Here is a 22,970-nt window from a genome sequence, read left to right on the forward strand (position 1 = left end):
CTGTAGCTGCATTCGTGTCATACCACCCGGCAAATGTGTACCCAGTTCTGGTTGGTCCGGCTGGAACTGTACTGGTGGCGTCATACTCGACTGTTCTGCTTACTGGTAGCAATGCACCAGTTTGTCCGTTTCCATTGAATCTTTGGGTATATGAGTTGCGTTGCCATTGCGCGTATAAGTCTGTGTTGAATATTGGGGCATAGTAGTCATTGATTCTTCCCATCCCGTTTGGACTTGTGCTCCAATATGTAAATGTGTGACCTCTGCGGTTTACTTGAATGCCGAAATTATCCGGATATTGTGTTCCTCTGGGAGCAATTATTGGTTGTGGGTCCTGTCCGTTATCGGCACCGTTGCCGTGGAAGGTTATCTCGGCCGTGGTGTTGAGTGTGGTTTGGATTGTTGTGGTCGTTCCGACTAGTTCATCAGTGAAGTGAAATATATCAGGATTATTCCCCCTCAGTTTTGTGTTTAGATATATGGTGTAGGTAATTATCCCAGGTGGTGATTGTGACACGTTGTATCCATACGCATACCCGCCGGTTTCTAATCTTGTGAACTTTAATCGTGAAGATACTTCGAAGTACATTGCTGCTTGTGCGTACTCGTTTCCCACCCTGTACAATGTTGCTCGTTTGATGAGTGGATTGGCACTGACGTCGATATCGATTTTGTTTCCGTCCCCAGTATCCCGCAGTTGTCTATAAGTGCTCGGCTGATACGGATTTAGGGGTGGTGGTGCCCCTTTCTTGTCCATCGGGTCGCTGATAACTATACTCGCCGATACGTTGTTCTCGTTTGCTAAGATATTTCTTGAATTCTTGATATATCCGATGCCTGCTACTATTAAGCTCACTAGAACTACTCCTATAAGGATACTTTTTTTCATATTATATTTTTCCTTTTTGTTTTTTTATGCTCTCTTTTATGACAATTTTCACACAACCAAATTAGATTTTGTTTATCATTTATATTTCCAAGCGCTCGTCTCGAGTTTATATGATGACAATGTGCTTGAACATTCGATGAAATCAGATTTACATTGCAGCGCTGACACGTATTCTTATCTCGAATATATGCTTGTTCTCGATTAATATAATACAAAAAATTATATTTAGTCCGACTACGAGACGATAATCTAATTTGAGTTTCACTATTTATTGATTGAATATCTTTCAGAGCTGTCTCATACTTTTCTTGGTAATATTTATACGCTTGTCTCCCACACTTTGTGTATGGGGTCATCTCCTGATAAAATGGCTTTTGCTCATATGTTGATCGTGTTAAGCTAGCTTTAGTTATTCCATACCATAGTCCTTCAACTCTAATTCCAAACGTTTTTTCAGTACTATTTGAGTGTCGATGTTTTAAGTTACACAGTTCTGCTAATAAAATTTTGCCTTTTTCAGTCTTTGGACATCTTAGCTTTTTCCATGTATAATATGCACTTCTATTCAGTTGATAATCCATTCGTCGAAAAGCATCTGAACATATGCTTACTTTGTAATAAGAAGTTATTCCTATTATTTTTTGATTAATCAAATGTATTTTCGCTGCCATATCATTAGTTGTAGAGCAATAAATCAATCCTCTTATTTCTTGACACAGCTCTTTCACTTTTTGGTCCATGCGATCTCTTCTTGGATAAGCTTTCCCCACAAAATATGCCCTTTTCCTTCCGGGTTCTTTACGCGGTTTTTCTAACACTAACCCAAATCCTAAAAAATTAATTTTTGTTCTCTTTAAATTTACAAGTTCTGTTTTCTTTTCGGAAATAGTCATTTTCAACCGAAAATGCAAATATTTTAGGAAGTCTTGTATGTCTTTACCACGCGTTGTACAAAGAAAGTTGTAGCTTTCTTTGATACAGTGGAGATCAATTTCGCGCACTATTTCAAAAGAAATCCTTCTTCAATATTAGCTCAGTGCGGCAAAGGAAACGCTCCTTTGAATTCAAGAAAAAAGTTGTCAAATCTTACCGATTTGCATGTGTTTCGACTAACGTTAATAACGCTAACTTATACATAACGTTTCTGCTCCTCGATACATCCTTTAACATAAATGAAAAAATAGTTCCTACTTTTAAATTTAGCCTTTGTTTGTTTTTTTCCTTCTCTCAATAAATAGATAGCTCACAAATAATATAAGAGATCCTAAACCTATAATTTCTCCTAAAAGTAATCCTTGTGGTATAAATACAAACTCAATATTATGCTTTCCTTCAGGAACTTTTACAGTAAGCATCGCTTCCTTGAATGTTGGAATCTCCACTTTTTCACCATCAACATACGCTACCCAGCCTTTATCGTATGGAATAGTTGTTAAAATGACTTTTTCCTCATCTAACTCCACATTTGCACTTGCTTTTCTTCCATCAATTGTGAAATCTACACCTTGCTTCATGACCTTTTTCATAACGTTCGCATAACGGTCTGTATCTAACAATAAAACATCTGGTTGAACAATTGTAAAATCTTGCTTCCCTGATCCTTCTCCATAATCGACCTCAGCTGTTACATCGATTTCCGTTGCGTCTTTATAATATCCAAGATTGTAATACTGCCCCGTCTCAGATACAGAATGACTGTAATCTGTTCCGTTCACGTATAATTTCAAAGAAGGACTTCCTAATTCACGATAATTCACAGGGAATATACTCAAATATGCTTGTTTATTGGCCGGAACTTTCACTTTCCAACGCAAAATCATTCCTTCTTTTTTCTTTTTAGGCTTATATGTAACTAATGTCGTGGCATTGATTTGTTCTTTAGTTTCTTTTACATTTTCAAACAAGTCTTTCTGTAAACTAGTTACGTCAAACAAACCTTCCAAATCTTCTTTTGCCAGTTGGCTTAATAACGTTGTCTGCGTTTCTACTGCACCTTTTTCAAATATACCTTCATCGGTGATAAATCCCAATGGCATAACATAGTCATTTTTATATAGCGTATAGTCCCCTGATTTCCTGATTCCCTTATAACCAAACTTCAATGGATCCTGTTTTGATATATTATATTTGACTCCTAATAACGCATCCATGAGCAACGTGTTATTCGCATAACGAATATTTAGATTTGTTCCAAGAGACCGGAAACCGAGTCCATTTAGGTATTCGGAAGAATGACGATTTCTTATAGAAGAGAAGAACGACACCCCATGATAATCAAAATTCATATTCTCATTGACCGATACAGGTGTCAGATTTTCCATTCGATAAAAGGTAGATTTATTCTCTTCCTTCGTCTGATCTACCAGCGTTTGAATATCTTCATGTGGTTCAGTATAATGTTTCCTTGCTGGATAAACCCACTCGATTGCAATCCCTCTAACAATGCCAAAAGTATTGATCCCCAATTCTAATGATACTGTTATAAGAAATAGAATCGGTATCACATATTTTCCAAATCTTTTCAGATTACGATTCTTCAACGCAAGTAATACAAAATACCCTATTAAAAATACTGCTGTCCATAAAAAACAATTCGTATAAAGATACTCATAATCACCTTGATCTGTCACATATTTTACTAGAAGAAATACAGCACCCAATCCCATAAATACATTTGTTAATTTAGGCAGGTCTTCTTTCGTATAAACATTCCAACCGTATCCAGCTAACAGTAAAACCATGAAAGAAAAGAGAAAGCTAAAACGGAATAAGAACATGTTGGGAGAATGAAATCCATGCCATGCCAAATTTAATGGCTGGAAATAGAAACTGATAAAAATAAATACTCCCAATAAACCATACGCAATCTTTTCTATCCTTGGGATTTTCTTAGTAACAAAGAAAAATATACATCCAATAAGTGGAAGCAATCCAACATATATAAAAGGTGTTGAATACACTTTTGTACTATCATAAACACCTACCATATTTTTAATCACTATATCCCATATACCAGTTGTACTCGTGAATAATCCATTTACCTTTTCAAATGACTCTCCGTTGTTTTTCAAGTCTAAATACACAGGTAATGTGATAAATAACGATCCCCCCACACTTAGCGCTGAAGTCAATACATAACGAACAACTTGATGTCTATATTTCCTATAATCTGTCATAAAACGAGCCATAAAATACAGGAACGAAAAAATACCCGCCATATATGCCATATAAAAATTTGAAACCAACAATAGACTCGTACTAATAAACAGCAATACTATTTTCCCAGAATCCATAACTCGGTGAATACTGACAATTACAACTGGCAGCCAAATCAAAACATCTAACCACATTAAGATCTCTGAATGAGCTACAACAAAACTCATTAACGCATAGGAGATAGCCAAAATCACCTTCCCCCACTTAGGAATTTTGACAAACAATTGATTTGATAAAAAGTAAAAACTGATACCTAAGCTCCCGATTTTTAATAAGGTTAAAAAATAAAGAAAATCTGGTAGCTGAAGATTATTAAAAAACAATACCAGCGGAGTAAATATACCTCCTAAATAATAAGCCATAAATGTCCAATAATTTAGTCCTAACGAGCCTCCCCAAGTATAAAGAAAACTGTCTCCTTCTTTCACCGTGTTATTGAAACTTGCAAAAAAGTTTACATATTGAGAATATGCATCACTTGCTAGTACTGTTCGAATTTCACTTCCCGGATAAATATCTATTCGGGCATAAACAAGGGCCATAATAGCTACGGGCAATATAAAACTTGCACCATACCCTATACCATTCTGTTTAAAAAAATTTATTATTTTCTCTTTCACTATTCTGCCTCCATATTTCTTCAGAATATCTCTTAAAACAAGCCATAGCTTACGACCCCATCAATCATAGAATTAGAAATCAATCCGAACGTACGACTATCTTTTGAATTTCTATGGTTATCCCCTAAAACAAAATATTTTCCTTTTGGAATTTTATTTATCTTTGAAAAATAATCTCTACCTGAATCCGATAAATCTAATATTGTCGCATTATTAGGCAAGTTCTCAAGTGTTACCTCTTTTTGAGAAAAATCCCAAGAACCTTCCGGCATAATAACTAGACGTCCATCAATACTAATTACATAGTCTCCTGGTATACCTACTACACGCTTCACATAAGATTCCTCATTTGACTTCCCTCGGTGTACAGTTAACGTTACTATGTCATATTTCTTCGGGGATACTGACTTATTCACCAATAAATATTCTCCATTTTTCAGCGTTGGATCCATAGATTCTCCTTGAACTACGTACACATGAAATTGTAAAAGGAATAAGATAGCTCCCCCCATAACAATATAAAAACAGGCTGCTTTCATCCATCTCCACAGATTTTTGATTTCTTTTTGATTCTTCTTCTTTTCCACATCTTCTCTCTTTTCTTTACTACGTTCATATACACTCACAGCTCTTACTTAATAGACGATTCCTGAATATTAAATTGCTTGAATATCTTCTTTTGAATATTTTTCATTGCATTAAGATCACTCTTATATGAATCATAGTTCTCTGCATTCTTTAGGGAGTCAAATGGTTGTCCAGTTGTATTTACTCCAAATTCTTTCATTTTTTGGTATAACCTATTCAATGAGCTTTGTGCCTCTTCCCCTAATCGAGAACTAGCTATACGTACACCATAACTCGCCAACCGACCAGAAAGATCATCAATCGTTGCACCTACTTTTTCTGAATTATCTGTTTCAGGAATTTTATCAAACTGAACTTCTAATTCTTTGACTAACACATATCCTTGAAGCAAAGCAGTCGAATCATCTTGATTCAAATGCGTCGATTGATAATATTGACTATAAAACGCACCTCCACCAAGTAAAGCTATAAACATCATACACGCTAAAAAACGAACAATGGATTTTTTTCTTAATTTCTCTATATTTTTACACCGACGCATCCATTGTTTTCTCTTTTTTTTATTTTTAGGCCTCTTTTTCTTTAATGTCCTCAATTGACTATTAAATCGAATAAAGACCACACCATTAACTAGAAAAAATAAGACTAACAGAATAATAACAGCTATACTTACTATGAAAAACCAATCTAAAATTGCCATTCTATTCCTCCAACAGTCTCTTTATTGTTTTTCTTTTGTTTTCTTTCTTTTTCTTCTAGCCTTCCTTTTTGCTTCTTTCTTTTTCTTCCGCAAATTTAAGAAAACCACTATAAATCCTACTACAAACAATACTACTCCTACAATAGCTCCAATAATCAACCAATTAATACCCGTTGACTGAACTAGACTTAAATCTTTCTTATTATATTTTTCTGCATCTGCGTCTGTAATCTTAAACTCTTGAGTCCATGCCCATTTGCCACCTGCTTTTGTTGTAACAACAATGTTCGCTACATAACTTCCTGAAACCATCTTTTCTCCATTTAAACTAACTGGAAAATCAATCATTGAATTAGGCGCCATACGCATTTTAGATTTCTTGGTCTCATATAATACCTCTTTAGATCCCTTTTTGTTGATTTGAACGTTCACCGTCATATCTTCTGTATACACAGGAGATATATTTGAAAAGTTTACAAATACTGCATTTTGAAAATTCTGTAATTCAGGATATACTTTGTTTAGCACCATATCCGGATTTATTCCCTTAAAATCTTCCTCACTAAGTAACATTCCCGTTAAATAAGCAAACTTGTTAACAATCATTCCTTTTTCGGAAGCCGTCTTTTGGCCTTCACTTGTTACTTCTTGTAATTCAATTCCTCCTGATATAACTCCTTTAAACGGTGTCTTAGGTATTTTAAGTACAATATCTAACAGTTGTTCACTTTTAGGCGCCAATGTTACCTCTTTAGGTGCCGTAGCAATGTCCACAAAATCATTAATTAAAGACTCATCTCTCTTTAATTCATTTGGGCTATATTCAATTACGCCGTTTCCATTCGTTTTCGCACCATTTAAGTTGACTGAAATTTTAATTTCTTTCTCTGACGAGTTCATTAACTTCATTTGAACAATCTGTTCTTGTCCTGGAGTAACTCTTAAGTCATAATACCCTACATCTTTATTTTGTTGATTTTCCGGTTGAATGACTTCATAAGAAAAGCCGCCAGCCGCACCTTTGTTTTCTTCTGCTAAAGATACAAGACTGGTACTAAGTGTAATTATAAAGGCAAGTACTATGTAAATTATGTAGAAATTTCTTTTTTTTATTTTTTTATTCATGATTGTCCTCTCTTTTACTTGAAAATTTTATGTCTTTTGACTTCTCTAAAATACATCATTCAACTTTATAACCCATGATGGGCTTAATTAATAATAATCAAGCCCATCATATGGTTAATTTAGGTATAATAATGGGTAGTTTGGGTATCACACTTATTTTAATTTGGGGACATAGTTTATCAATCTCTCTATAAAATATCCTACTTAAATTGCATCTTCAATAGTCCAAGTAATCTCGGCTTGGTATTCTCCACTTTTAAGTCTAGTCGTACCTAATACATTCAAATCAACACTGTCATAGTTACTAGATGCTGCATCCGCATTTGTACCAAATACAATATCTTGAACACCATAACCTTTACCAGCTTCTTTATTGTTTACAAATACCTCTGGTTGGTTTAATGATAATGTTTGTGTTGAAGCCGGTAATGCAGTTGCAGTTGTTGGCAATGTCCCTGGATTAAATCCAGATTGTAAACTGATGTTTTTGTACGTTAAAGTAGCTCCATTAAGTTCTCCCCCAACAGATGAATTCGTAAATTGTTTGGTCAGTTCAGCTTTCACTGAATAATGATTTTCGGCTACAGTTGAGCGAATATCTTGGTAACGCACAAAGTGAGCGATTTTCACATCTTTACCTGTTGCTACCTCAGTTGTTTCAAATGGTACCGCTTTGTAAGTTTTATTTGCAGTATCAGTAGCTACAATACTATGCACATCAAAATCTAAATCTGTTACAGAAATAATTTTACGTGCTGAAGGTGTAGTGTTTTGCGACGGTGATGTGATTGACGGAGCCTGACTTGAAGCACCACCAGGCACATTTGATGGTAACGTAGTTAAATCTTCAGTAAACGTAATTTTCCCTTTCCCTACTACTTCATCTCCTGGTGCCGCCTTAGTGGTTGTTGCTGTTTGTGCTAAAGTTAAAACTGTAGCGGCAACTAATACTCCTCCAAATACTTTGTGTGCTAATTTCATACGTGTTTCCTCCTAAAATTTTTATAATAATCTATATATAACTATCTCAAAAAGATAGATTATATCCTTAATTTATGGTAATTCTGATAAAATCCAAGTGAACGTCGTCTGATAAGACCCCGGAGATTTTTTAGTCCCTCCCGGAACAAACAACTTTAAGCCTCTATTTTGGTGAACTTCCTTGTCATTAAACGTAGAATCAACTATCGGCTTACCGTTCTTATCTACTCTTTTAGATAAAGTATCTTCTACTCCCGCTTCATTTTGATTTGATGCTCCAAAATTAATCAGCCAGGTTCCTTCTCCAGCCCCCTTTGAAGCTGAAGCCAAATTATAAACCTCACCAATATTTTTAATTTCGATTACATCTTTTGAAACTGTCGGTGAATTACTTTTATTATTCCATGAGTTCGTCCATGAATAATCCAATGAAACCATCGCACCATCTAATTCTATATTCTTAGTTTCTTCTTTCAACTGATGTTCTTGACGAACTTGTAGTAACCAACCCGATCCGGTCTCTCTATTATCCGTTATCTGAATAAAATTCCCTCTAGCGGACGTATCATCTAAGAATAACTGAGCATTTCCATAATACGTTTCATTCTTATTACTGATTTTATTTTCAAAGAAGTCAAATTTAGAAATAAAATCTATTCTAAGAGGACCTTCGGTAGCTGGTCCCGGACCGGGATTCACACTTCTATCAGGGAATTCTGGGTCAACAATATCTTGTACATCTTTCACCTTGAACTCCACTTTCCCTTTCTGTACCGAACTATCGTCTGCGTAAACACTGTTTGCAACAGTACAACTAACCAGCCCTACAAAAACAAATCCCAATACTAGTCTCTTCATTAGCGATTTTCTCCCTCTTCATTCTTACGACGCTTCCTATACAAGAAAAACAGACCAGATACGATCAATCCTAATCCACCAATAACAAAACCAGCTCGAACCATTTCACCAGTTGATGGCAATCGGCCTATTGGCTTTCCAACACTACCACTATCGAATGGTTCCGTACTAGCTGAAGAAGTTGGTTCCGTACTAGCTGAAGAAGTTGGTTCCGTACTAGCTGAAGAAGTTGGTTCCGTACTAGCTGAAGAAGTTGGTTCCGTACTAGCTGATTCCTCATAAAATGTTATTCTTCCTTTTGTTTGAACTACCCCGCCATTTGTTGCGAAAGCTGAGCTATGTCCTACAAAAAGGACAACTATTGTCATCAAAAAAGTAATTCCCAAAATAAACTTTCTTTTCATCTTATATCTCGCCTTTCAAATATACTTCTCAACACCTTAATCGGTATCCTTTGGATCTAATTGTTTCAATCAAATGACCAAAACCTGCCCTTCTCAATTTATTTCTCAAGAGAAAAGTAATATTATTAGCATAAAACTCTGTTTTTTCCTTATCCTTCCAAAGAGTCTCTCTAATTTCCTGATATACTACGACCGTATTTCTTTTTTTATACAGCAATTCAAAATACTTATACTCAATCTGTGTTAACATTATACTTACACCATCTATTTCAACAGAAAGACCATCTTCTTCTAACTTTACTTGGTGTGCTCCTTTGTAATTTTCATACTTCTGCTTTCCTTTCTCCAATTTGAATGCATTAGAGATAATCAACGCTACTTCTTCTGGCACATGATTTCGATCAAACAAAAAATGTGTACCCAACTGCAACAAGGCGAGTCTTTGTTCAATGTTCATTTGATTAATGACTACACTAACGCAAACAAATGGATTAATTTTTTTTGTTTTTATTATGTACTCACAAACACTTCCAAAACTAAGTTCATCCGCTCTGATTACAATCGCATCAGTATCAAGCTGATCTTCTGTTGCCACTACACTAAACCCAATATTTTCAAGCGCTGTTACATACGAATAATCTTCACCTCTAATATTTCCACAAACACCTATACTATACACTTCACCTTCACCTCATTCTCTCTTCACAAGAACAATATACATCTTTTCCACAAAATTTATACAAAAAAACAAGTATAAAAATGCGCATTCCTCTATGATGGTTATCGAAGAAAATTAAACACTCTTTAAGTAATATATATTACGCCACATTTTAAGCGTTTCCCACAAATATAAAACACAAAACTAAAGAAAAACATTCATATAAAAAAATATCTTAGTTATAGAAAATATATCTTGGTGTGATTTATCAAAATCTCGAAAAGAAATCCGTTCCCTAGCTACAGGAAACGGATTTCTTTTCGCTCTAACTTCTATTACAATCTCGTGTATTCATAAGTCTTCCTTACACTCAAATTTATCATTTAAAAAAATTAAGGCTCTTATTTGACACTTGTAACATTAAGTGTAACGTCCTCCAATAAACACGTGACCCAAACATTCCTTACCTTCGATTTCCTTAAACGCTAGTCCTAGTGTTTCTCTATCCTTGTCCAAAAATCGTATTGAATTTGGTGTATTATTTCCATTTAAATCAGTCGTTTGACCTAAATAGGTTGCATCAAATAGTTTTTTAGCTAGTTCTTGATCGGTATCATTACCCGTATTCGTCAGTTTTACCGGATATGCTAGCGTCCCATATCTAAACGAATGTCCAGAACTTAATGAAATAGCTGTAGATGCAGGTTGTCCATTCGGTCTTACATAGCTAAACTTTGTAACCAACTCATCTACTCTAACTGCTGATCCAGCTTCTAATAGAGTATTAACTGATATTGGGTTAACTCCATTTTTTTGTCTTTCTACATTTACTAATCGTAAGTATTCCTGTCTAACTTTATTTGCATCACGCTTCCGCGCTAACACTTTTATAGTTACTGGTGGGAACCCACTAACCTTGGGATGTCCGAATGCAACAGTCTGATATCCAAATTTAGAAGTATCGACTGTTCCTAAAATCGTAATCTCATTGAGCGGGATAGGCTGCCCATATTCATCTACAGCCTTCACTATATTATCTAAATAATTCCATGAGCTTCCCCAAGCAATTTCAGTATTTTTCGTAAATATCTGACCTCTACCAAGAACTTCAATCTCAATCGTATCTGTCTTTTTCCCATCCACAGTTTCAGCTGTAATCACTGTCTTTCCAGTACTTTTACCGGTTACTAGACCTGAATTACTTACTTCAGCAACCGCCGAATTACTACTAATAAAACGTACTCTTTGATCGGTCGAATTACTTGGTAAAATAGATGTATTCAGCTGAATTTGACTTTCTCCTATTTTCATATCAATTTTATTCTTCGAAGAATTTAAAGATATACTAGTAACAGGAATCGGTTTTTCTACCAACTTAACTTCAATTGCTTCAAGCTTTTTCTTCTGTCCAATAGTACCAGCTAATTCAGTATTTTTTTTCCAAGATTGCCAGCCGTAATCTTGTCCATGTACACGATAATAAATATCATGCGTTTGTTTTAAGTTTCCAGTCAAATCGATCTTGATAGCTTCAACCTGTTTCTTATTCCCTAAAGTACCACCAAGAGCTCCATCGCTTCTCCAAGTCTGCCAACCATAATCTTGTCCATGTAACTGATAAGTAATACCACCTCCACCAACTACATTAATTTTTAAAGCCTCCATACGTTTATTTTTCCCTATAGTCCCTGCTGTGATCCCATCCGCAACTTGACTTTGCCAACCATAGTCTTGCCCATGAACAGAATAATAGACCTGCGGGGACTTAGCTACTAATCGAATTTCTATTGCTTCTATTTTTTTCTTCTGTCCAGTCGTACCAGCAAGCTCTCCATTTCGTTTCCAATTTTGCCAACCATAATCTTGCCCATGAACGCGGTACAGTATATCGTATTTATTTTTAATGTTTCCGGTTAACTGGATTTTGAGCGCTTCGACTCTTTTTCCAGTACCTATACTTCCACCAATTTCGCCATCTTTTTTCCAACTTTGCCAGCCATAATCTTGTCCATGCAACTGATAAGTAATACCACCATCACCAACTACATTTAGCTTCATTGCTTCTAAGCGCTTATTTTTTCCAGTTGATCCTGCCATTGCACCATTATCCACCTGTTTTTGCCAACCATAATCTTGTCCATGGACAGAATAAGTCACACTATCCGCTGTAGCTGCGTTTGCTTCACCGATTGAACCGACGCTAAATATTAGCATGAATCCAAAGAAGATCCCTATCTTTCTCATAATCATCATTCCTTCTTAATTTTTATGTCTATTGATTTACAGATTTATTTCCAAAACATTCACAATACTACTGTTCTTTCCAAACTACATTATCTGATAGCTTATAACCTTTTGATCTAGTAGTCTTAATTAACTGACCTTCTACCACATTCCTTTGAGCTATCTTGTTTCGAAGCATATGGACAACATTTGCTACCCGTATGGAGGAATCTTTCTTCACTTCCCCCCATAATTCAACTGCCAACTTCTCACTTGAAACTGTTTTAGAGAATTCATTAAATAGACAACTTACAAGTTTACATTCTAATTTAGTTAACTGAATTCTCTGATCTCTAACCTTAAGTTCAAATTCTTCTTTATTAAAAATAATATCAGAATCTCCAGGGTGCCTATCATAACTTTTTATGCTGTTCATTTTTTTTAGTACATTATTTACCGTTGATACAATTTCATCAAAAGACACGTCACCTGAAAAGCAACCCATAGCTCCCAAATTCAGGTACAAATTCTTTTGAGAAAAATCATTATTTTGTGAAACAACCCACGCACATGTATTAGTATTTAACCCAAGTTCTAATAATACCCTAGCTGTAAAATACCCTACATCTCCATCGCCGTCTAATAACACCGCCTTGTATTCAACGATATCCATATCATTTTGATCGTTAATTATCCCTGTAGTATACCCTCTGTCCAAAAAATATTTTTCACTTATATACCCTTTTTCTAGTAGGGTTTTATATACACCTATGTTCATAAATCACCTCTCAGTCTCCAAACTTTAATTAGAATAAACTATAAATAAAAGAAAATAAAAAAAAACAGTATATATATTAACTTGTTATTGTATACTTCATCATTTTTTTCTAAACACTGAATTTTAACTGTATACTCACAAAATTCATTCCAAATTCCTAATGAAAACAGATTAATAATTAATTATCCTCATATTAAATTTATAAAATACTTGATTATTAATTAATTTTATTTATAATTTAATTGAAATAACATAAAAGAAGGGAGTCTAAAAATGAATATTGGTGAAACATTAAAATATTTACGCGAAAATAAAAACTATACAAAAAAAGCTCTTGCAGAAGGTATTGTTTCCGTAAGTTTCTACAGCCAAGTAGAGAGCGGAAAGAGTTCGATTACCATAGAATTATTTTTTAAACTGCTAAAAAAACTAAATGTTACCTTTGATGAATTTTTCCTTATATCAAATGGGTTCAATCTTCCTATTGAAACACAATTATGGAACAACTTCACTACTGCATATTACGAAGAAGATCTAAATAAGTTATATCAGGCAAAGGAAAATATAGAGTTTGAATTACAGAGACAACCCGATCCAGAACATTCTGCATTAAAAATTTATCTACTAACAGCTAATCTTGCTATAAGCCGAACAAAATACGAAACTCCAAAAAAAATTTTTACTGATGAATTATTCCATACTCTGTTTTCTGTAGATACATGGACTCGTTTTGAATTGGTGTTATTCATAAATACTGTTCATTTTTTTGATATAGAATTGATTACTTTACTTTCTCGTAAACTACTAGAGTATGCAAAACAGTATAGCACTGCTCAAGAATATTCCCAGTTATTTAATAGTGCGTTAATTAATTTGATTGGCGCACTATTAAAACATCGCTCTATGGATGACGCAGCATATTTTATCACACTGTTAAATAAACAAAGCAGCAGCCCGAAAAATCTTTACGAACGAAATATGGTTATTTATCTTGACGGTATGAGGCTAATCATATTAGGATCCTTGGATGAAGGAACAAAAAAAGTTACCCAATCTATAGAAATATTTTCCTCTTTAGGTATGACTGGTAGAGCAGAACGATATAGAGCAGAAATGAAAAAATTTTTCGATATTGAAATCCCTTAGGATTTTGAATAGTATTATAAAAAAGCAACCTTACAGAATTTTCAATGTAAGATTGCTTTTTTTATCGATTGATGTGTTAATCCTCACTAACAATTATACTCATCACTGCTAACATTAGTTTTATAATTATTTAGCTTCTTTAGTCCACACCACTTTACTATTTTAATCTATACCTCTACGATATCTAATTCTTCCAAAAATGTTTCACTTCTAAAAATACATAACTCAATAAAAATTATTCTCTCTTCTCTTGTTCATCATCTTCATCTTTAAGGACTTTCTCTATCCTATCTTCTTCATTGATAATATTTTGATTCCTTTTCTTAAATATTCCAATAAATCCTGTAAAAATAATTAGTAGTACTCCAAAAATACGACCAAGCATATTAGTCGTTTCGCCCGTATACGGCAACTTATCCTTCCCTTTTGATATATCTACTCCAAGATCTGTTGACGCAGTTACTTCGGAGAGCCCTGTGCCTGGGTCGGTCGGTGGTGTTACTTCCGGAGTGCCTGTACCTGGATCAGTTGGTGGTGTTACTTCCGGAGTGCCTGTACTTGGATCGGTCGGTGGTGTTACTTCCGGAGTGCCTGTGCTTGGATCGGTCGGTGGTGTTACTTCTGGCGTGCCTGTACCTGGATCGGTTGGTGGTGTTACTTCCGGAGTGCCTGTGCCTGGATCAGTTGGTGGTGTTACTTCCGGAGTGCCTGTGCCTGGATCAGTTGGTGGTGTTACTTCTGGCGTACCTGTGCCTGGGTCGGTCGGTGGTGTTACTTCCGGAGTGCCTGTACCTGGGTCAGTTGGTGTTGTTGCTTCTGGTGTGCCTGTACCTGGATCGGTTGGTGGTGTTACTTCCGGAGCGCCTGTGCTTGGATCGGTCGGTGGTGTTACTTCCGGAGTGCCTGTGCCTGGGTCGGTCGGTGGTGTTACTTCCGGAGTGCCTGTACCTGGGTCCGTAGGTGGTGTTACTTCTGGCGTTCCTGTACCTGAGTCCGTAGGTGGTGTTACTTCTGGCGTCCCTGTACCTGAGTCCGTAGGTGGTGTTACTTCTGGCGTTCCTGTACCTGGATCGGTCGGCGGTGTTACTTCTGGTGTCCCTGTACCTGAGTCCGTAGGTGGTGTTACTTCTGGTGTCCCTGTACCTGAGTCCGTAGGTGGTGTTACTTCTGGTGTCCCTGTACCTGAGTCCGTAGGTGGTGTTACTTCTGGCGTTCCTGTACCTGAGTCCGTAGGTGGTGTTACTTCTGGCGTTCCTGTACCTGAGTCCGTAGGCGGTGTTACTTCCGGTGCGCCTGGTATTGCTGTATTCCCTGTTATATTAGAGAAATAAGCGAATTCTCCGCCAATTTGATAAATATTAAAATTAGTATCTTTTACTGCAATAACAAAATCACTACCACCTTGCCCATTTGAGCCCGTTAAATACCCAGCATATTGCACCCCATTAACAATGATTGGTGCAGCAACAAACTGGTCAAATGCCGTTCCATCTACTGATAACTGCATCATCTTTAGAACAGCATCAAAGTTATAATCCGTTACTTCTCCTGAATGGGTCATAACGGCTGAATTCACGGTAATAATATGATTTCCATAACCACCACCAGAAAAAGTAGATATTTGATTCCAACTAGCCAAACTAGCTGAATCATCACTTATATTTGCATCCACCCCTCCACCTGGGCTAATTGAAGCCTGTGATCCACTATAAGTTGGTGTTGTTGCAACTGCAACAGCTTTAGATTGTTTAGAGACGTTAGGTGTCTGTACTGCAATCATATCTGTTTTCGCATTTTCCGAAACCATTTGAATCGTATTATCACTCTCTGATATATTACTAAATCCAGCCTGTTTATCCTGACTATTTACATCTGTTTGTTGTTCTGTTGCAATCTGGGTTACTGGATCCTCTTTCGAAATATTTTCTTCTGACTTATCTATTTCAGAGTCTGTTGGACTATTTGTAGTGATACTTACAGGTTCTTCAACCTGATCCATTGTATCAGATTCAACCGAAACGCTCATTGCATCTTGTTCTTCGGGAGATAACTCTGCTGCATATACATCATTTGATTCAAACAATCCTTCATGATCTAAACTCACTGTTACATACTCATATTTCAATGATTCAATCACTTGCTCCCTTGCTTGAATTTGATAGTACGTAGTTTCCTCATCCTCTAATTGATTCACAAAATTAACTTTGATACCTATATTAGATTCTTCTGTATTTAACCATGAATCACTATTTTCAAAACTCTTTACGCCATGCAAAGATAAAGATGTTTTTAAACTGTCAATTGTACTGCCAAATTTCACTGATGCTACCAAATAATGTCCGTTGATTTCAAGTGGTAGTCCATGAGTAGACGTCGCAAATGTAAAATATCCATCCGCATGATTCTTCCCATAATCAGTTGAAATAGATTGATCATGGTAAACAGCAAAATATGAAATCCCATCATACCTAATAGAAAAATTTTTCTCCATAGCATCTTCAAAATCATTTTGCATTTCATTAGTCAATAATGCGTTACCATCTTCTGCTTTTATATTTAAAGCAAAACCCGTATCAATTTTCATATTGCCAATAACCATTCCATCATCTGCTGTAAAATTCATGCTTTCAGGCTTTGTTTTAGAAACAAAGCTCAGTGATTTACTTCTTGTACTTTCTATCACTTTTGAATCTTTCCAATTAGCAGAATCCTCATATGCTTTTGTTCTCGAATCATATAAATGTGGAGAGACTAGTTGATAATTTGCCTGAGGTGTAACTTTCACATTCGGGTTAGCTTTGATCATTTGACGATAATCTGTCATTTTCATCACTTGCGGATTGCTTTGAGAAAGAGACGATGTATGATAATACACATCAGCATCTTTAATTGCGAGTATTTGTTGAATGTCATAAACTGTATGACTGTCACTAACGTCAATATCCTCCCCATCATACATAGAGGATAAAGTAGTTCTACTTGGTAATTCATCCATCATCTTAGCAACATATCCAGTTTGTGTCTTTACGCTAGTACTTTGACCTTTTAGCATTAATTGATTTAACTCATCAACTGAAGTATGCTCAATGTCTTTTATAGTATCATCTTCAACGAGACGCTTATCAGATAATGCAGCTCTTCCTGCAGAAACATTCATATTTGGAATTGTTACACCACCTATAATCGCTCCTGCACCTACTGTTAACAATGCTCCTGCTTCAAGTAAGTGTCTTTGCTTTTTCGAAATGTCTTTTTCATCTTTATTACTCATCATGATTCACACTCTCTTTCTTTTTTTCGAACTAACGCGGCTAATATTTTAGTAAATCCTAAAGGATTTTTATATCCATGTTCAAAAAAGAAATCTGTAAATTCTACCTCTGGTACTGTAACACCTTTTTGAATAGCTAAGCTGATAATATTTACATACTGTGAAATATCCACCGTGCCTAAAACTTGTAACCCTAATATCTTTAGTGTTTTCTTCTCATATATCAAATAAATACTAGAGTAATCTTTACTGATATTTTCAGCCTTATGATAATAAGTTCCCGTACTTTCATATCCTGAATTTCCTTTACGCGCTAAATAACGATTCTGATAATGAACTTCTTCCGCATCATAACCAAACTTCTTAGCCTGATTTAATGTTATTCCAGTATTCGCAATTGTAAAACCGTCCATATTAAATTTATAGGTCCCTGTTGTAAACATAATCTCTTTCTTTTTTTCATGGCAATTTATTGCTGCAATCAGCCCTTGACGAAACGCGTCTGAAGCATGAGGATTATATATATTTTCTTTAGTAAGATCCATATAAGTTGTAGAACAATCTCCAATAGCTAAAATAGAAGGATCACTTGTATACATATATTTATCAACAATGATTGCTCCCCTATCACCCGTTTCTACTTGCCCTGCTAATAAAAAGGAGTTTGGACGAAAACCCACAGACATAAAAACACCGTCTGCACTAATTATTTTCCCGTTGGAAGTAAAGACATCGATCCGCGGTCTACTCCATATTTTTTTATCTATCGTATGATAACTATCAACCCGTGTTCCTAATAGAAGAGTGACACCTTCTTTTTCTAACTGTTTCTCTACTTCAAGAGCAGAACCTTCATCTAGATACTTATCAAGAATTCGATGATTTGATTGAATCAAGGTTACGTTAATATCCCTTTGTGCTAAAATACGTGCGATCTCTACCCCAACTAATCCCGCACCTACTACTACTGCTTGATGAGCTTCTGAAATAAAGTTCTCAATAGATTCTGCATCTTTTCTTTCTTTTAATAGAAAAAGTGTTTCATTCAATTTACCGCCCGTAGGAGGAAGATTCGGATACGAACCTGTAGCCATAATTAAACGATCATAGTAAAGATATCTAGGTATCTTATCATTTTCTCCTCGATAAAAAACCATCTTTTTCTTCGCATCGATGCTTATGACTTCAGTTTGTATCTTTAAATTGATTCCTTGATTGATAATCTCTTCAGGAGTCGCATAATTTGCTTGTGAATGAATATTCTGATATCCCATTAAAAATAATGGAATTGTTTGGGAAACAAAGGTTACTTCATCTTTTTTTTCAAACACAATCACTTCATCTTTTGGATGTTCCTCACGAATTCTAATAGCAGCAGCAATACCCGCATGATTCCCACCTATAATAACTATGTTCACAAAAATACCTCCTCGATAGTAATACTCATATACTATTATTTTCACAAATCTATCAATTTAATTTTCATCCTGTTTTTTTGCCTAAATTATATCACTTCCCTCTTTTAATTAGTAGTTAGAGTGCTTCCCTGTTTAAAATCGGAGCTAATTATACTTGAAATCTTGTATTTTAAGAATGAAATATAGAATCAAAAAAACGATTTACCTATAAAGATAAACATCTATCTTACAAATAAAAAACCACCTCAATGAATTGAGGTGGCAAAGGAACTCATCCTTTTCCTATATAAATGAAAAGGATGAGGTGATTGTATAAAAAATACTATCACATTGAATTTACACAATCAACAATAATATCAAAACAAATAGTGAGAACTATTTTCATTTAGAAATCAGGCTATTTATTATTTGAGATCGGAAAATTGTTTGAATCTAGCAACCCTTCCGCCTAATATTCACTATATTACGTGCGTCAATATTGTTACTTCAAAACAATCTCTGCATTTTTATAATCAAATTCTGCTCCTATTGAGTGAGCTTCAATTCCTTTAACATTAGGATTTCTCAAATAGGCTTTAGCCAATTGGAAAAGAGGAGTGATTGGTTCTTCATCCATAATAATTTCATTTGCGTCAATCATTTTATCCCATCTAAGCCCTACATCAGTTCCTAAATTATCATTAATTTCACTCACTAAAGTGTCATACTCTTTATTAGAGTATCCACCATAATTTAGCTGATTATTTGTTGTAAGAAGATTCAAGAAACTCATTGGATCTGGATAATCTGCAGACCATCCTGTTAAAGCAAGATCATATTCTCCACTCTGTAAACGATCTAGAGATACCGCATACGGAACAGAAGTAATATTGATTTTAATTCCTTTCAAGAGCGTTTGTATTTCTTCTTGGAAATACTCTGATAACCTCTTAGCACTTTCTGTATCAGTCACTAACAGCTCTAAATCAATTGATTTTCTATTCAGTTCTTTTTGTACTTTATTCCAGCATTCCTCAGCCTTTTTTTTATCAAAAACCGCTTTAGTCCTACTTGTATTTACAAAATCTTTATCCCCTAACGGTGAAAAAGAAAGTCCCATAGGAACGTACGTATAAGCCGCTTTAGAACCGTTTGATAGAATATTATTTGCTAATAACTCTCTATTGATAGAGTACGAAATCGCTTTTCTAAAGTTCTTATTTTTTAATATCGACTGATCCTTCTTCAAATTAAATTGTAGATAAAAAGTATTTGGTTGTAAAACCGTTACAAAATCCGTATTTTCTTTGTTCTGCTGAGCCAACTCTCCAGATAAATAAGTCTCGTCTACTTGACCGTCCTCATACATACTCAGTGCTGTCCCGGCCTCTTTAACAACGTTAACCTCAATTTCTCTTAATTTAACCTCATCTTTATCCCAATAAGTATCATTTTTTGTGTATTTCCATTCAGTTGAAACTCCCGGACCTTTGTAGTCTTCTAGTACAAAAGCGCCATTATATACCGTATTTTCGCTAGTTTTTGCATATTCATTTCCATATTTCTTAGCGATATCTTCTCTTTGAGGAAAGAAATTAGGAAAAGCAAGCAAATTCTGAAAATATGGGGTTGCCGTTTCTAGCTCAATACCTAATTCATATTTTCCGATAGCTTTGATACCAAGTGATTCTCTCCCAAGCTCCCCACTTATTATTTTAGTTGCATTTTTAATCGGAGAAAACATGTACGCATATTCAGAAGCAGTTGCTGGATCAACAGAACGCTGCCAAGAAAATACATAATCTTTTGCCGTTACAGGTTTTCCATCAGACCATACTGCTTTCTCATTCAGATGGATTGTATATTTTAGCCCATCTTCACTAATTTTAGCCATCTCTTTAGCACCTGCTGGAACAAGCTCATTAGATTTACCAAATCGATAAATTCCTTCGTAAATGTTATATAGAGCCCTATGACTCACTACATCAGTTGCTAAAGAAATATCTACAGTAGGAAGTTCTACAGCTTCTACACGCTTGAAAACTTGATCAACAATTTCTGATTTTGATTCCTCATTATTCTTTTCAAATGTAGAACATCCACCGATTGAAATTATTGATAAGACCAAACTGGAAATTAGTAATATTTTTTTCAAAAAATCTCACCCTTTCAAAATTTCTATTATTATATTTTTTTAATCTATATTAAATCCTTTTTATATAAGATACCTGAGCTAAAATTGACACTAAAAGTAGTTAATGCTTATTGGCTTTTTAATGACCAGTATCCATTACATTCATTTCTGCATCATTTAGCTAAAATCTTATTTTCTTATCATTAATAACCAGTATAAAAGAATCTAAAACAATATACTAGTTATTTTCTACGTTACAATTATTTATTTGATACATACATGACCTATGCTTTATAGGATATTATCCTGCCAAACATTCAGAAAGATAAGTAACACATTATCTTTATATCTAAATTCTTAAACTATCACTGGATTATCTGGTTGAAAAATCATTTTTACTAATTTTCAATTTTAAGATAATAATAAACATCTCCACAAAGAAATGGAGAAGAAGCTCTTCCTTCTTACACTATAAATTTAAAAAACATAATATATTACATCTAAGCAAATAATACGTTATACTTATCTATTTATAAGCAAAAAACCCACCTCTAAAAGGCGGGTCATAAAAAATATATTATTCAAGTAAGAATAAAGGATTGGACACGTTAAGTCTATCATAGGGCGTTTTATCAAACAATAGTAATATTTCGCCAATTAGTGAGAACCATTATCAATTATTGAGTTTTTTACTAATAATTCCTTTTACTTTGGAACAACTAATTCAAAATTAGCGTAATCATCACAATGACGTCAATTTATCTATTTAACTCTCTCTTTAATAGCAATAATGTTAATAGTAATATGCCCACCAAAAAGATTAAATGATTTTCTGAACTTCCAGCTTTTGGCAAATCTTCATTTTTCCCATTTGATCTACTACTAGAACTATTGGACATATCGGTTAAATATATAGTATCTGTTGTGTCTGTCGTAGTACTAGCCGTGGTGCTGGTTGAAGTATCTGTTGTGTCTGTCGTAGTACTAGCCGTGGTGCTGGTTGAAGTATCTGTTGTGTCTGTCGTAGTACTAGCCGTGGTGCTGGTTGAAGTATCTGTTGTGTCTGTCGTAGTACTAGCCGTGGTGCTGGTTGAAGTATCTGTTGTGTCTGTCGTAGTACTAGCCGTGGTGCTGGTTGAAGTATCTGTTGTGTCTGTCGTAGTGTTTCCAGTATCATCTGTAGGAGTAGGAATACCTCCAATTACAGTGATTTCAACAGGCATCCCCTTTTCTCCTTGATGATTACTATTTATTATATAGAAAGTCACAGTAGCACCACCTTCATTTGTATGGTCTGGTACTAAATCAACAGACCAATCGGGAGCTAGTAATATCGTTTCCCAAGCGGAACCATCCCAACTAATTCCACTGCCCGTTGCTTGTGGATTAGACGCAGCAATGATTGCTGCATACAAAGCGTATAGATTAGTTTCATCAGTGATTGGTCCGATATTCAACCAGTTATTGCTAACGCTACCTTGTGCATTGTACTCTCCACCAGGATAATCCTCTGGCTGGGATTGACTGTTTATTTGAACATATTTTTGCCAATTGTAGTAAGCCTCTTGAACAGTAGGATCATCCCAGTGTTCAATAATTGAAATTTGTTGAAGTTGGTCTGCATAATTGGGATTAGAACGAAATACGCTAAAAAACGCCAACACACAGCAAATAATAACAAATATAGCAGTATTTTTTTTCATATAATTCTACCTCCATTCTTTCTTATACTTTCCTTCTATAAATAATTTGATAACATAATCATACCATCATATTCAATAAATTTTAAGAGACGTGCATTATTCAATAAACATTTCATTTTTGATTATTTACTAAATTAAACGGAACTGTTTTCTCAAATATAACTGAATATCTTCTCCAAGATATTTACAAATGGTCAAAAGAGAAATTCTACATCGCTTGCTTAGAACTTCCTTATCAAAAATTCTCGAAGTATTATATTTTTGAGCTGTATCAAGAAG

General features: G+C 35.0%; 17 protein-coding genes. 1 reads left to right on the forward strand and 16 read right to left on the reverse strand.

Annotated elements, in window-relative coordinates:
* The 12 genes from BCR25_RS04785 to BCR25_RS04840 all read right to left on the reverse strand — a co-directional run.
* A partial coding sequence (locus BCR25_RS04785) for an InlB B-repeat-containing protein (protein WP_211272484.1) occupies positions 1–889 on the reverse strand: 889 nt, incomplete at its 3' end.
* Entirely contained in the window at positions 886–1,782 is an 897-nt protein-coding gene (locus BCR25_RS04790; RefSeq protein ID WP_139243113.1) for an HNH endonuclease, read from the reverse strand. The genes BCR25_RS04790 and BCR25_RS04785, both read right to left, overlap by 4 nt.
* A 306-nt stretch (positions 1,783–2,088) precedes the next feature.
* The gene (locus tag BCR25_RS04795) at positions 2,089–4,725 is read right to left on the reverse strand and encodes a YfhO family protein (RefSeq protein WP_069662481.1); all 2,637 of its coding nucleotides are present in this window, start codon (positions 4,723–4,725) and stop codon (positions 2,089–2,091) included.
* 32 nt (positions 4,726–4,757) lie between these two features.
* The gene (lepB, locus tag BCR25_RS04800) at positions 4,758–5,312 is read right to left on the reverse strand and encodes a signal peptidase I (RefSeq protein WP_069662482.1); all 555 of its coding nucleotides are present in this window, start codon (positions 5,310–5,312) and stop codon (positions 4,758–4,760) included.
* A gap of 44 nt (positions 5,313–5,356) precedes the next feature.
* The gene (locus BCR25_RS04805) at positions 5,357–6,013 is read right to left on the reverse strand and encodes a hypothetical protein (protein WP_069662483.1); all 657 of its coding nucleotides are present in this window, start codon (positions 6,011–6,013) and stop codon (positions 5,357–5,359) included.
* 21 nt (positions 6,014–6,034) lie between these two features.
* On the reverse strand, positions 6,035–7,138 hold the full coding sequence (locus BCR25_RS04810) for a WxLIP family cell surface protein (protein ID WP_069662484.1): 1,104 nt from the start codon (positions 7,136–7,138) through the stop codon (positions 6,035–6,037).
* A gap of 204 nt (positions 7,139–7,342) precedes the next feature.
* Entirely contained in the window at positions 7,343–8,119 is a 777-nt protein-coding gene (locus BCR25_RS04815) for a WxL domain-containing protein (protein ID WP_069662485.1), read from the reverse strand.
* A gap of 72 nt (positions 8,120–8,191) precedes the next feature.
* Entirely contained in the window at positions 8,192–8,977 is a 786-nt protein-coding gene (locus tag BCR25_RS04820) for a WxL domain-containing protein (RefSeq protein ID WP_069662486.1), read from the reverse strand.
* On the reverse strand, positions 8,977–9,381 hold the full coding sequence (locus BCR25_RS04825) for an LPXTG cell wall anchor domain-containing protein (protein WP_069662487.1): 405 nt from the start codon (positions 9,379–9,381) through the stop codon (positions 8,977–8,979). The genes BCR25_RS04820 and BCR25_RS04825 overlap by 1 nt, the downstream gene beginning before the upstream one ends.
* Positions 9,382–9,409: 28 nt before the next feature.
* Complete coding sequence (locus BCR25_RS04830) at positions 9,410–10,060, reverse strand: helix-turn-helix domain-containing protein (protein ID WP_069662488.1); 651 nt, start codon at positions 10,058–10,060, stop codon at positions 9,410–9,412.
* Between the two features lie 399 nt (positions 10,061–10,459).
* Complete coding sequence (locus BCR25_RS04835; protein WP_069662489.1) at positions 10,460–12,283, reverse strand: Ig-like domain-containing protein; 1,824 nt, start codon at positions 12,281–12,283, stop codon at positions 10,460–10,462.
* 67 nt (positions 12,284–12,350) lie between these two features.
* Positions 12,351–13,040 carry a winged helix-turn-helix domain-containing protein gene (locus BCR25_RS04840; RefSeq protein WP_069662490.1) on the reverse strand — a complete coding sequence of 230 codons (690 nt, stop codon included), beginning with the start codon at positions 13,038–13,040 and terminating at the stop codon, positions 12,351–12,353.
* Between the two features lie 273 nt (positions 13,041–13,313).
* Here BCR25_RS04840 and BCR25_RS04845 point away from each other — a divergent pair, with 273 nt between their 5' ends.
* On the forward strand, positions 13,314–14,186 hold the full coding sequence (locus BCR25_RS04845) for a helix-turn-helix domain-containing protein (protein WP_069662491.1): 873 nt from the start codon (positions 13,314–13,316) through the stop codon (positions 14,184–14,186).
* 235 nt (positions 14,187–14,421) lie between these two features.
* Here the strand turns inward: BCR25_RS04845 and BCR25_RS20785 are convergent, their stop codons facing one another.
* The 4 genes from BCR25_RS20785 to BCR25_RS04865 form a co-directional block, all read right to left on the reverse strand.
* Positions 14,422–17,460, reverse strand: a complete 3,039-nt coding sequence (locus tag BCR25_RS20785; protein WP_069662492.1) for an LPXTG cell wall anchor domain-containing protein — start codon at positions 17,458–17,460, stop codon at positions 14,422–14,424.
* Entirely contained in the window at positions 17,457–18,875 is a 1,419-nt protein-coding gene (locus tag BCR25_RS04855; RefSeq protein ID WP_069662493.1) for an FAD-dependent oxidoreductase, read from the reverse strand. The genes BCR25_RS20785 and BCR25_RS04855 overlap by 4 nt, the downstream gene beginning before the upstream one ends.
* A gap of 481 nt (positions 18,876–19,356) precedes the next feature.
* Positions 19,357–21,009: a peptide ABC transporter substrate-binding protein gene (locus BCR25_RS04860; RefSeq protein ID WP_069662494.1), complete on the reverse strand. Its 1,653-nt coding sequence runs from the start codon at positions 21,007–21,009 to the stop codon at positions 19,357–19,359.
* Positions 21,010–21,746: 737 nt separating this feature from the next.
* A complete protein-coding gene (locus BCR25_RS04865; protein WP_069662495.1) occupies positions 21,747–22,691 on the reverse strand; it encodes an LPXTG cell wall anchor domain-containing protein in 945 nt (314 codons plus the stop codon).
* Positions 22,692–22,970: the final 279 nt, after the last annotated feature.

The organism is Enterococcus termitis (assembly GCF_001730305.1).
GTDB lineage: Bacteria > Bacillota > Bacilli > Lactobacillales > Enterococcaceae > Enterococcus_L > Enterococcus_L termitis.

Coding starts and splice junctions, on each gene's coding strand:
- BCR25_RS04820 (WP_069662486.1), bottom strand. CDS start 8,977: ATGAAGAGACTAGTATTGGGATTTGTTTTTGTAGGGCTGGTTAGTTGT.
- BCR25_RS04840 (WP_069662490.1), bottom strand. CDS start 13,040: ATGAACATAGGTGTATATAAAACCCTACTAGAAAAAGGGTATATAAGT.
- BCR25_RS04835 (WP_069662489.1), bottom strand. CDS start 12,283: ATGAGAAAGATAGGGATCTTCTTTGGATTCATGCTAATATTTAGCGTC.
- BCR25_RS04810 (WP_069662484.1), bottom strand. CDS start 7,138: ATGAATAAAAAAATAAAAAAAAGAAATTTCTACATAATTTACATAGTA.
- BCR25_RS04815 (WP_069662485.1), bottom strand. CDS start 8,119: ATGAAATTAGCACACAAAGTATTTGGAGGAGTATTAGTTGCCGCTACA.
- BCR25_RS04805 (WP_069662483.1), bottom strand. CDS start 6,013: ATGGCAATTTTAGATTGGTTTTTCATAGTAAGTATAGCTGTTATTATT.
- BCR25_RS04865 (WP_069662495.1), bottom strand. CDS start 22,691: ATGAAAAAAAATACTGCTATATTTGTTATTATTTGCTGTGTGTTGGCG.
- BCR25_RS04845 (WP_069662491.1), top strand. CDS start 13,314: ATGAATATTGGTGAAACATTAAAATATTTACGCGAAAATAAAAACTAT.
- BCR25_RS20785 (WP_069662492.1), bottom strand. CDS start 17,460: ATGATGAGTAATAAAGATGAAAAAGACATTTCGAAAAAGCAAAGACAC.
- BCR25_RS04790 (WP_139243113.1), bottom strand. CDS start 1,782: ATGACTATTTCCGAAAAGAAAACAGAACTTGTAAATTTAAAGAGAACA.
- BCR25_RS04825 (WP_069662487.1), bottom strand. CDS start 9,381: ATGAAAAGAAAGTTTATTTTGGGAATTACTTTTTTGATGACAATAGTT.